The following is an 11,286-nucleotide window of genomic DNA, read 5'->3' on the forward strand; positions in this document are numbered from 1 at the left end:
CGGCGGTCAGGAGCTCCGCTCATGCCCGTATGCACCCTCGTCGGGCGGCCCTCGCCCGCGGAACCCTGGAGGCTGCCGGGGCTGCGCCCGGCCCCCGCCTCCGGCGGCGCGGACAACGACTGGGCGACCGCGGCGTCGAGTTCCGTGCCGGCCTCGGTCAGCGCGGCGAACCTGGGCACCGGCCCCACCGCCGTGACCCACACCCGTCATGCCGGGCGGTCGGCCGTCGCGGCCCACACCGGTGCGGTTTTCGACCCGGCGCTGTCCTGGACCGACCTGGAGTGGTTGCGCGCACACACCGAACTGCCGCTGGTCGTCAAGGGCGTCCTCGATCCGCGTGACGTGGCCCGCGCCGCCGGACTGGGAGCGGACGCCGTGGTGGTGTCCAACCACGGCGGGCGCCAGTTCGCCGGGCGGTGGCGAGCATCACGGCACTGCCACCGGTCCGCGACGCGGTCCCGGACGGCTGCGCCGTGCTGCTCGACAGCGCGCCCGCCGCTCGTCACGCGGTGAGCAGGGGGAAGAGCGGGACGTCGGCCGCGGCCTTGAGGTACTCGGCTCCGGTGGTGCCACCGGTGCCCGATGCCTTTCCGATGATCTTCAGGGTGACGCCCCAGTGCGTGCGCTTCATGGCCTGCCACGTGGTGTCCAGGCGGCGCATCACCGCTTCGAGCCGGGCGGCGTCGGCCGCGTCCCAGTCACCGGCGTGCTCCAGGTACTCCTCCTGGAGGGTGGTGACCAGCGTGAACTGCGGGCCCTTCTCCGAGCCGTACGCCCCCTCCTTGCGCGGCGCGGCGCAGCGTTCGACCAGCCGGTAGGACTGCGACTGGATCGCGCTCGCACCGTGGGTGTACTCCCGGATCACGGCGAACGCCTCGGGCGGCATGGTGGTGAGCACCCGGTAGAGCGGCCCGGTGGCGTGCGAGAGCCGGAGCTCCGCCCCGTCCAGGGCGTCGACCGCCTCCGGCACCCGGCCCAGCCGCACCGCGTCGACCGCGCGCAGCTGCGCCCGCGCCACCTGTGTGAACAGCCGCTCGAAGAGCTGGATGCAGCGGATGAACATGTACTCGTCGTGGAGCGTCGTCACCGGCAGCAGGGCGATGTCCACCGCTCGCCGCACCGGGAGCGGGGCACGGTCCCGGATCGCGGCCGCCGCGTCCCGTCCGGCACCGGCCGGTGGCCGGTCCCCGGGGGCCGCGGCGAGCGCGGCCCGCAGGGCCCGGACCTCCGCGAGCGGACCCGCGTCCGCCACCGCCCGGGGGGCGAACTCGCCGAGCCGGGCGAGCGCCCGCAGGACGGCCGTGGTCCTGGTCCGCTGCCGGGCGGCTGGTCCGGCACCGAGCAGGGCCTCGGACTCGACCACCGCGAGCTCCGCCAGCAGGGTCGCCAGCAGGACGTCCTCGGCCGCCGCCGGGTCCGCGCCCTCCCACTCGGCGATCTCCAGCAGTTCGTGCCCGGCGTAACTGTCGTACGCCATGGCCTGGTCGGCGAAGGTCAGCGGCAGCCACTTGTCGAGCAGCCAGGCGTCCGGCGAGGACCAGGCGCGCGGGGGTCCCGCGCACAGCAGCCGGGCGCGGGCGCCCCGGAGCAGGGCGACCAGCTCCGGCGCGGCGGCGGCCTTGCCGACCTGCCGGTAGTACCCGGCGATCGCGTCATACGGGAAGGTCCGGATCGCCTCCGCCCCGAGCGGCCGCCGGGACCAGTCGGTGACGGCCTCCAGGGCGCGCCGCAGTGACCGGGCGGCCTCGCCCCCTCGCGCCGCGGTGAGGGCCGGTCCGCCGACGCCCGGCGGTTCGCCCTCACCGGGCCAGGGGAGCCCTTCGGGGGCGGCCGCCGGGCCCAGGCCCTGTCCGGTGGATCTCATCGGGCCCGCGACGCCTGGCACCGCACCTCGCTGCGTTGTCGGAGTCGCCCGAGTACGCCCAGTACGAGGGCGATCCTCCGCCTTGCGATCCACGGCACCAGACGCCGCGGGCTGCTCCTCAAAGATCCACCGAACAGGGCCTAACTCCGCCATGCGCGGGCGGCCGCTCTCCGCCTCCCCACGGCGACTAGGCATGTTCCCTGTCCATGGCCTGTATGAGGCTCTTGGGCCGCATATCGGTCCAGTTCCGCTCGATGAAGTCCAGGCACACCTGCCGGGTGTCCGGGCCGTGCGCCGTCTCCCAGCCGGCGGGCACCTCCACGAACTCCGGCCACAGCGAGTGCTGGCCCTCGTCGTTGATGAGCACCAGGAAGGTTCCGTCGGTGTTGTCGAAGGGGTTGGTCATCGTGTCGCTCCTTGTCGTCCCGAGGCGGGCCGCGGCATCAGGTCGCGCAGCACGCCTGTGATCACATCCAGTGCCGCCGGTGTGGTCATCTCCAGGTGGGCGCAGTCCACTTCGTGCTCCTGGATCCCGCCCGTCACATAGGGGGCCCACGCCTTGACGGCGTAGGGGTGGTCCACGCCGTGTCGGCCCGCACGGAACGCCACCACGTCCCCGTGGAAGACCTCGGGCACGAAGTCGCGGGCCACCCGCAGGTTGTTACCGGTCACCCTTCTGAGCGCCGCGATGCCCTCCTCGCCCAGACTTGCCAGCGGGCCCTCCTCCTCGCGCAGCCGGGCGGCGACCTCGGACGCCTCCAGGGGGCCGTCCTCGTCCGCCGGGTCAAGACCGATATCGATGAGGAGGGCGGCCAGGATCTCCTGTTCCAGGTCCTCGCTGGTCTCGTCCGCGTCCTCCGGGGCGGGGAAGGAGTCCAGGAAGCCGAGCAGTTCGACCTCCGCGCCCTCGCTTTGCAGCATGGTCGCCATCTGGTGGGCCACCAGGCCGCCGAAGGACCAGCCGAGCAGCCGGTACGGGCCCTTGGGGTGCACCGAGCGGATGCGTTCGATGTAGTCCGCGGCCATCTCCCGCAGGGTGGGCGCCAGGGCTTCGCCGCCGCTCAGTCCGCGCGCCTGGAGGGCGTAGACCGGCGATTCGGGGCCGAGCCGGGTGATGAACCCCGAATAGCACCAGCCGAGGCCGACGGCGGGGTGGACGATGAACCAGGGGGCGCCGCCCTTCCCGGCGCGCAGCCGCAGCAGCGTGTCGAACGGGTCGTCCTCCTGGTGCAGCCGCCCCGCCAGGGCCGCGACAGTCGGCGCCTCGAAGACACTGCGGATCGAGGATCCGGTCCCCAGCTCGGCGCGGATCCGGTTGACCAGCCGGGTCGCCAGCAGGGAGTGGCCGCCCAGCTCGAAGAAGTCGTCGTCGATGCCCACCCGTTCCAGACCCAGCGTCTCGGCGAAGAGCCGGCAGAGCACCTCCTCCTGCGGGGTCCGCGGTGTGCGGGAGGAGACCCGGGCCGCGAAGTCCGGGGCGGGCAGCGCCTTGCGGTCCAGCTTCCCGTTGGGGGTCTGCGGCAGGGCCCGGAGCGGCAGCACGGCCGAGGGCACCATGTAGTCGGGCAGCGTCCTGCGGAGATGGGCGCGCAGTTCGCCGGGGTCCACTCCGGTCTCCTCGGGGACCACGTAGCCGACGATCCGCGCGTCACCCTCCCGGTCCTCGCGCACGATGACCACGCTGCGGGCCACCGCGGGGTGGGCGGAGAGCGCCGCTTCGATCTCGCCGAGTTCGATCCGGAAACCGCGCACCTTGACCTGGTGGTCGGCCCGGCCGACGAAGAACAGCTCGCCGTCGTCCGTCCACCGCACCAGATCGCCGGTGCGGTACATCCGCGAACCGGGTGGTCCGTACGGATTGGCCACGTAGCGCGCGGCGGTGGCTCCCGGCCGGTGGGTGAAGCCGCGGGCCAGACCGACGCCCGCCAGGTACAGCTCTCCCGTCACTCCGGCCGGTACCGGGCGCAGACCGGGACCGAGGACGTACAGCTGGGTGTTGGCGATGGGCCGGCCGATGGTGGCCTGGCCGGTGAACGGTTCCGGCAGGTCGGCCACGGTGGAGTAGACCGACGCCTCGGTCAGCCCGTAGAGGTTCACCACCGAGGCCCCGGCCTCCTGGAGGCCGCGCGGGATGTTCTCGCCGAACCGTTCGCCGGCGAGCTGGATCCGCAGCCCCCGGGGGAGTTCGGCGCCCGCGCCCAGGACGCTCTGCCACAGGGAGGGGGTGCCGGAGATCACCGTGGCGCCTGTCCCGCGGATCGCCGCCGCCAGCACCCGGGGGTCCCGGGCGGCGTCGGGCGGCGCGATCATCACGGCCGCGCCGACCGCGAGAGGGCCCAGGAACTCGTAGACGGACATGTCGAATCCGACGGCCGCCAGGGCGAGCAGACGCACCCCCTGCCGCACCCCGAGCCGCTCGTCCATGCCGAGGACCACGTTGCACAGGCCGCGGTGCGGGGTCGTGAGCCCCTTGGGAGTGCCGGTGGAGCCGGAGGTGTAGATCAGATAGGCCGGATGGTCGGGCAGCAGCGGGGCCACCCGTTCCGGATCGTTGAGGTCCTGTCCGTCGTGGTGTGCGGCCTCGGCGGCGAACCCGGTGTCGTCCAGGCACCAGTGGCCGGTGCCCTCCGGCAGACCCGCGGCCCCGGCCCGGGTGGTCAGGACGGCCACCGGCCGGGCGCTGTCCAGGATCAGTTCGATGCGCTCACGGGGGTGGTCGAGGTCCACCGGCAGATAGGCGCCCCCGGACTTCAGCACCGCGAGCACCGCGACGGCCAGGTCCGTGGACCGCCGCAGGGCGAGCGCGACCACCGACTCCGGACCCACCCCCCGGGAAACCAGCAGCCGGGCCAGCCGGTTGGCGCGCGCGTTCAGCTCGGCGTAGGTGAGCGCCGTCCCGTCCTCGTCGAGCGCGAGCTCGTCCGGTGTCCGCCGGACCTGGGCCTCGAACAGCTCGGGATAGGTCTCGGCGGGGAGCGCGCGGGCGGTGTCGTTCCACTCCACCAGGATCCGCCGCCGCTCGGCCTCGTCCAGTACGTCCACGTGGGCGGCGAGCCGGCCGGGGTCGGCCACCGCGGCGTCCAGGACCCGCCGCAGCCGGTCCGACCAGCCCAGGACCCGCTGCCGGGAGAACAGGTCCGGGCGGTAGTTGAAGCGCACGCGGAGCGCCGGACCGGGAATCACCGTCACGGTGAGCGGGTAGTGCGCGGCGGCCCGGCCCTCCGTGCCGGTGATCTCCAGACCGTCGTGGCCGAGGGTGCTCGCCCCGGCCGGTGCCGGATAGTTCTCGAAGACGTAGAGGGTGTCGAAGAGTTCACTGCCCACACCGGAGAGCCGCTGGAGCTCACCGACACCGATGTACTCGGACTCGCCCAGCGCGCCGCGCTCGTCCTGCACCCTGCTCATCAGCCCGGCCAGCGACTCACCGGGTGCCATGCGCACACGGACCGGGACGGTGTTCGCGAAGAGGCCGATCATCGTCTCCACGCCGGGCAGTTCGGTCGGACGGCCGGAGACCGTCGTACCGAACACCACGTCGTCGCGGCCGGTGAGCCGGGAGAGCACAAGCGCCCAGGCGCCCTGGATTACCGAGTTGAGGGTCAGCCCGTGGCCGCGGGCCACGTCGGTGAGCGCCGCCGTGGTGGCCTCGTCCAGCTCGATCTCGAACTCGTCCGGAACCACCGTCTCCCGGCCGGCCCCGGCGGGGCCCAGCAGTGTCGGCTCCTCCAGCCCGGCGAGCGACCGCCGCCACGCGGACAGCGCGGTCTCGCGGTCGCGGCCGCCCAGCCAGGCCAGGTAGTCGCGATAGGGGGTGACGGCGGGCAGTGTGTGATCGGCCCCGCCGTGCGCGTACATGGTGAACAGCTCGTTCAGCAGCAGCGGCACCGACCATCCGTCGAGCAGGATGTGATGGCTGGTCAGCACGAACCGGTAGGTGTCGGCACCGAGCCGGATCAGCAGGCAGCGCAGCAGCGGCGGGGTCTTCAGGTCGAAGCGCTCGGCGCGGTCCTCGGCGAGGATCGCGGACAACCGCTCCTCGCGCCGGGCGGACTCCTCGGCCGACAGGTCGACCTCCCGCCAGGGCAGCTCGACCTCGGCCGGCACGACCTGCACCGACTCGCCGCTGCGCCGCTGGCGGAAGGCGCCGCGCAGATTGGCGTGCCGCCGCAGCAGCCCGGCGCAGGACCGGCGCAGCGCCTCGGCGTCCAGGCGGCCGCGCAGTGCGAACGCGAGCTGGAGGTGGTAGACGTCGGCGGCCTTCTCGTCGTACAGCGAGTGGAAGAGGAAGCCTTCCTGCAACGCGGTCAGCGGTAGTACGTCCTCGATCCTGGCTCGCTTCATCCTGACTCCCCGTCCTCGGTGAACATGTCGGTCTCGAACTCCTCGATCTCGTCCTGGTCCAGCAGCACCAGGTCGAAGTCGGAGGAGGTGGCGCCCCCCGCGCCGATGGTGGCGGTGTGCCGGGCGATGGTCTCGAGCGCCCGCACCCAGGTGTCGGCCAGGTCCCGTGCGGCGGCCTCGTCCAGCACACCGGCGGGCCAGGTCCATACGGCGGTCAGCTCGGCGCCCCCGGCACCGGGCCGGGTGATCGCGTTGACCTCCAGCACGTGCCGGAGCGGCATGGTGTCGGCCAGGGGCGGACCGGCCGCCTCGTCCGGTGCCGCCTCGGGTGCCGGTTCCCAGTCGGCGTCCGGGGCCGTGGTGTCGAATCTGCCGAGGTAGTTGAAGCCGATCTGCGGGGCGGGCAGCGCGGCGAGTTCCGGCCCGGTGTCCGGGTTGAGATACCGCAGCAGACCGTAACCGAGGCCGTCCCCGGGCACCGCGCGCAGCTGCTCCTTGATCCGCTTCAGCAGCCGTCCGACGGTGGGGCCCGCCGCCCAGAAGTCGTCCCAGTCCACCGTGGACGCATCCTTGGTCACGTCCGTGGACGCATCCGTGGACACCTGGAGCCGGACCGGGTGGAGCGAGGTGAACCAGCCCATGGTGCGGGAGAGATCGAGCCCTTCCACCAGGCCGTGCCGGCCGTGGCCCTCGAGGTCGACCACGACGGGCGCGGCACCGTCCCCGGTGTCCCGACGGGCCGTCACCGCGATGGCCAGCGCGGTCAGCAGTACGTCGTCGACGCGCGCGTTGAACGCCGCGGGCACCCGGCTCAGCAGGGCGTCGGTCACCGGCGCGGGCAGCGTGACGGTCAGGGACCGGGCGGTGGCGGCGATGTCCCGAGTGGGGTCCAGGTCGCGGCTGCCCAGGAGCGGGCGCGGCCCCTCACCGACCGTGCGCCAGTAGCCCAGTTCGGCCGTCACGGAGCCCGCCGTCGCCTGTTCGGCCAGCGTCCGGGCCCAGCGCCGGAACGAGGTGCCGACCGGCGTCGGCCGCGGTGCGCGGCCGTCGGACACGGCGCTCCAGGCGGCTGCCAGATCCGGCAGCAGCACCCGCCACGACACCCCGTCCACCGCCAGGTGGTGGACGGCCAGCAGCAGCCTGCCGGAGCGGCCGGGGCCGGTGTCGAACCAGACGGCCTCCAGGACGGCGCCGACCGCCCCGACCGCGCCGACCGCCCCGTCCTCGGGGTTGAGCCGCCGGAAGGCCGCCGCGGATTCGCCGGCCAGGACGGCGCGCAGCGCCGCGTCGTCCAGCCCCGCGGCGTCCACGCGCCGTACGCGGCCGGCGGCCGGGACCGCGCCGGGGGGCCGCACCCGCAGCCGCCAGGACGCGTCCAGGACTTCCAGCCGCAGCACGTCGTGGTGGTCCAGCACCGTCTGCACCGCCCGGACCAGGCTCTCCTCGGTGAGAGCCGCGGGCACCCGCAGCAGCACCGACTGATGGAGACCGGCCAGCGTGCCGCCGCGCGCCCGCAGATCGTGCATGACCGGGGTGAGCGGCAGCTCCCCGGTACCGTCGTCCCCGGCGGTCTCTCCGGCCGCCTCGACGGCCGCGGCGGCCAGCCGGGCCACCGTCTTGAGCTGGAACACCTGCTTGGGCGTCAGGGCCAGACCGGCCGCCCGGGCCCGGCTGACCAGCTGGATGGAGCCGATGCTGTCGCCGCCGCGCTCGAAGAAGTTGTCCTGCGGCCCCACCCGGTCCAGGCCGAGGATCTCGGCGACCAGCCGGCACAGCACTTCCTCCCGCTCGGTGGCCGGCGCCTGCTCCGGGGCCGGACCGGGGGCCACCGGGACGGGCAGCGCCGCGCGGTCCAGCTTGCCGTTGGGGGTGAGCGGCAGCGCGTCCAGGCGCACCACGGCCGCGGGCACCATGTAGTCCGGCAGCACGGTGCCGAGGTAGGCGCGCAACGCGTCCGCGTCCGGCCCCGGTTCACCGCCGGTGGGCACGACGTAGGCCACCAGGCGCTTGTCGCCCGGCCGGTCCTCGCGGACGACCACCGCGTTCTGCGCGACCGCCGGATGGCGGCCCAGCACCGCCTCGATCTCGGCGGGCTCGACCCGGAAACCACGCACCTTGGCCTGGTCGTCGGCCCGGCCCACGAACTCCAGTGTGCCGCCCTCCCGCCACCGCACCTGGTCGCCGGTGCGGTACATGCGCGTGCCGGGCGCCCCGAACGGGTCGGCCACAAAACGCTCGCCGGTCAGCCCCGGACGGTCGAGGTATCCCCGCGCCAGGCCGGCGCCGGCGATGTACAGCTCCCCGACCACGCCCACCGGGACGGGTGCCAGCGAGCCGTCGAGCACGTAGACCCGGGTGTTCGCGAGCGGTCGGCCGATCGGCACCCGCTCGCCCAGTGCGGCCTGTGCGGTGATCCGGTGCCGGGTGGCGCACAGGGTGATCTCGGTCGGCCCGTACAGATGCCGTACGACCAGGTGGGGGCTGTGCCGCAGCACGCTCTCCACGGCGGTCACCGACACCACGTCGCCGCCGGTGAGGATCTCCCGTACGCCGCCGAGCGAGCCCGCCAGCTCGTCGGCGACGACGCGGAAGAGCCCGGCGGTGAAGTGCACGGCGGTGATGTCCTCGTCGGCGATGAGCCGTTTGAGGACGGCCACGTCGACGTCCCCGGGCGGTGCCAGTACCACTCGTCCGCCGGTCAGCAGCGGCACCCACAGCTCGTAGTCGGAGATGTCGAAGGCGTACGGCGCGTGCATCAGGACGCGGTCGTGGTTCCCCGGCTCCCAGCACGGGTCCAGCGCCAGCTCCAGCAGGGACCGGTGGCTGACCGCGATGCCCTTGGGCTCACCGGTGGAGCCGGAGGTGTGCATCACATAGGCGAGCTGGCCGGGGCGCACCGCCACCTCGGGCGCGGTCGGCTCCCCGCGCTCCGGTCCGGGGTCCGCGCCGATCACCACGGTGCGCACCGTGGACGGCAGGCCCCGGTCGTGCCATGCGGTGTCCGTGAGCAGCAGACGCGCCCCGCCGCGGCGCAGCACCTCGCGCATCCGCTCGCGGGGGTACCCCTCGTGCAGGGGTACGTAGGCGGCGCCCGCCTTGAGGATGCCCAGCAGGGCGGTCACCAGGCCGGCCGAGCGCTCCATGAGGACGCCGACTCGCTCCTCCGGCCGCACGCCGAGCGCGATCAGGTGGTGGGCCAGCCGGTTGGCCCGTGCGTCGAGTTCCGCGTAGCTGAGCTCCCCGTCCGCCGCTCGTACGGCGATGGCGTCCGGCCGGCGGCGCAGTTGGACGGCGAACGCCTCGCACACGGTGGTGACGCCCTCCGGGAGGGCCACCGCGGTGTCGTTCCACTCCTCGACCACCTGGTGCCGCTCGGCCTCGTCCAGGATGCCGAGGGCGCTGATGGGACGGTCCGGGGCGGCCAGGGCCGCACGCAGGAACCGGCCCAGCCGCGCGACGATCCGCTCCGCGGTGCCGTGGTCGAAGAGGTCGGTGCTGTACTCGAGCATGCCCTCGATCCCCGCGCAGGCGCTCTCGCCGGGGCCCTCGGCCCGTCGTTCGCGCAGGCTGAGCGAGAGGTCGAATTTGGCCGCCGCCGCCTCGACCGGCTCCAGGGCCAGGCTCAGTCCGGGCAGCTCCAGCGAAACCCGGGGGGTGTTCTGGAAGGCCAGCAGAATCTGGAAGAGCGGCTGCCGGGACAGCGACCGGACCGGTTTGACCGCCTCCACCAGGCGCTCGAAGGGCAGGTCCTGGTGGGCGTAGGCGGCCAGGTCCGCCGCCCGCACCCGCTCCACCAGGGCGCGGAAGCCGGGATCGCCCGAGGTGTCGGTGCGCAGCACCACCGTATTGGCGAAGGACCCCACCAGGTCGTCGAGTGCGTCGTCGGTACGGCCCGCGATGGGGCTGCCGATCGGGATGTCCTCACCGGCGCCGAGCCGGGTCAGCAGCGCGGCCAGCGCGGCCTGCACGACCATGAAGACGCTGGCCGAACTCTGCCGGGCCAGTGCGGCGGCCGCCTCGTGGATCCCGGCGTCCCAGAGCACCGGGACGCGGCCGCCCCGGTACCCGGGCTCGGCGGGCCGCTGCCGGTCGGTGGGGAGGGGCAGTTCCTCGGGCAGTCCGGCCAGCGCCTCGCGCCAGTAGGACAGTTGCCGGGAGGCCACGCTGCCGGGGTCCTCCTCGTCGCCGAGGAGTTCGCGCTGCCAGAGCGTGTAGTCCGCGTAACTCACCGGAAGCGGCGGCCACGCCGGCTCCGTGCCCGCCAGCCGCGCGGCGTAGGCGGTGCCCAGGTCGCGCGCGAGCGGCGCCATCGACCAGCCGTCGGCGGCGCTGTGGTGGACGACCAGCACGAGCACATGATCCGCGGGAGTGAGCGTGAACAGGCTGACGCGCAGGGGAGTTTCGGCCGCCAGGTCGAATCCGGTCCGGGCCGCCGCGGCGACCAGGCGGGGCAGCTCGTCCTCGGTGGTCTCCGCGACGGTCAGCGGGCAGTCGGCGCTCCCGGGCGCCAGGATCCGCTGCTCGGCCCGCCCGTCGGTGTCGACCAGCAGGGTGCGCAGGACTTCGTGGCGGGCCATCAGGTCCCGCAGCGCGGCCCGCAGCGCGGTGTGGTCGACCGCACCGGTCAGGCGCAGCGCCACCGGCATGTTGTAGAGCGCTTCGGAGCCTTCCTCGCGCAGCCGCTCCAGGAACCACAGCCGGTGCTGGGCGAAGGACAGGGGCACCGACTCCGGCCGGGGACGCGCCGTCAGGGCCGGCCGGGCGGTGCTGCCCGGGGTGGCGCCCGCCGCCACCCCGGCAACCGTGGGCGCGTCGAAGAGCAGCCTGAGGGGCATCTCGATGCCCAGCTCCGACCTGATCCGGCTGACCAGGCGGGTGGCGAGCAGGGAGTGGCCGCCCAGGTCGAAGAAGTTGTCGTCGACGCCGACCTGTTCGACGTCGAGCACCTCGGCGAACAGCCCGCACAGCACCTCTTCGAGACCGCCGCGCGGCGTACGGCCCGATCCCGCCCCTCCGCCGTACGCGGGCGCGGGCAGCGCGGCGCGGTCCACCTTTCCGGTGGGCGAGAGCGGGATCGTGGG

General features: G+C 73.9%; 5 protein-coding genes. 1 reads left to right on the plus strand and 4 read right to left on the minus strand.

Annotated elements, in window-relative coordinates:
- Positions 1–21 precede the first annotated feature (21 nt).
- A complete protein-coding gene (locus JK363_RS42440; RefSeq protein ID WP_236075833.1) occupies positions 22–513 on the plus strand; it encodes an alpha-hydroxy-acid oxidizing protein in 492 nt (163 codons plus the stop codon).
- Here JK363_RS42440 and JK363_RS42445 read toward each other — a convergent pair.
- From JK363_RS42445 to JK363_RS16855, 4 genes are all read right to left on the minus strand, one after another.
- A complete protein-coding gene (locus JK363_RS42445; protein ID WP_236075834.1) occupies positions 503–1,864 on the minus strand; it encodes a tryptophan 2,3-dioxygenase in 1,362 nt (453 codons plus the stop codon). The genes JK363_RS42440 and JK363_RS42445 overlap by 11 nt on opposite strands.
- A gap of 187 nt (positions 1,865–2,051) precedes the next feature.
- Complete coding sequence (locus tag JK363_RS16845; RefSeq protein WP_201875705.1) at positions 2,052–2,270, minus strand: MbtH family protein; 219 nt, start codon at positions 2,268–2,270, stop codon at positions 2,052–2,054.
- Positions 2,267–6,205: a non-ribosomal peptide synthetase gene (locus JK363_RS16850; protein WP_201875706.1), complete on the minus strand. Its 3,939-nt coding sequence runs from the start codon at positions 6,203–6,205 to the stop codon at positions 2,267–2,269. Before JK363_RS16850 ends, JK363_RS16845 begins: the two co-directional genes overlap by 4 nt.
- Complete coding sequence (locus tag JK363_RS16855) at positions 6,202–11,256, minus strand: non-ribosomal peptide synthetase (protein WP_215910959.1); 5,055 nt, start codon at positions 11,254–11,256, stop codon at positions 6,202–6,204. The genes JK363_RS16850 and JK363_RS16855 overlap by 4 nt, the downstream gene beginning before the upstream one ends.
- Positions 11,257–11,286: the final 30 nt, after the last annotated feature.

Origin of the sequence: Streptomyces coffeae, from assembly GCF_016741875.1 — a bacterium.
GTDB classification, from domain to species: Bacteria; Actinomycetota; Actinomycetes; order Streptomycetales; family Streptomycetaceae; genus Streptomyces; species Streptomyces coffeae.

What these genes read in the sequence shown, in the direction of transcription:
- JK363_RS16850 (WP_201875706.1), bottom strand. Translation starts at nt 6,205, where the DNA reads ATGAAGCGAGCCAGGATCGAGGACGTACTACCGCTGACCGCGTTGCAG.
- JK363_RS42445 (WP_236075834.1), bottom strand. Translation starts at nt 1,864, where the DNA reads ATGAGATCCACCGGACAGGGCCTGGGCCCGGCGGCCGCCCCCGAAGGG.
- JK363_RS42440 (WP_236075833.1), top strand. Translation starts at nt 22, where the DNA reads ATGCCCGTATGCACCCTCGTCGGGCGGCCCTCGCCCGCGGAACCCTGG.
- JK363_RS16845 (WP_201875705.1), bottom strand. Translation starts at nt 2,270, where the DNA reads ATGACCAACCCCTTCGACAACACCGACGGAACCTTCCTGGTGCTCATC.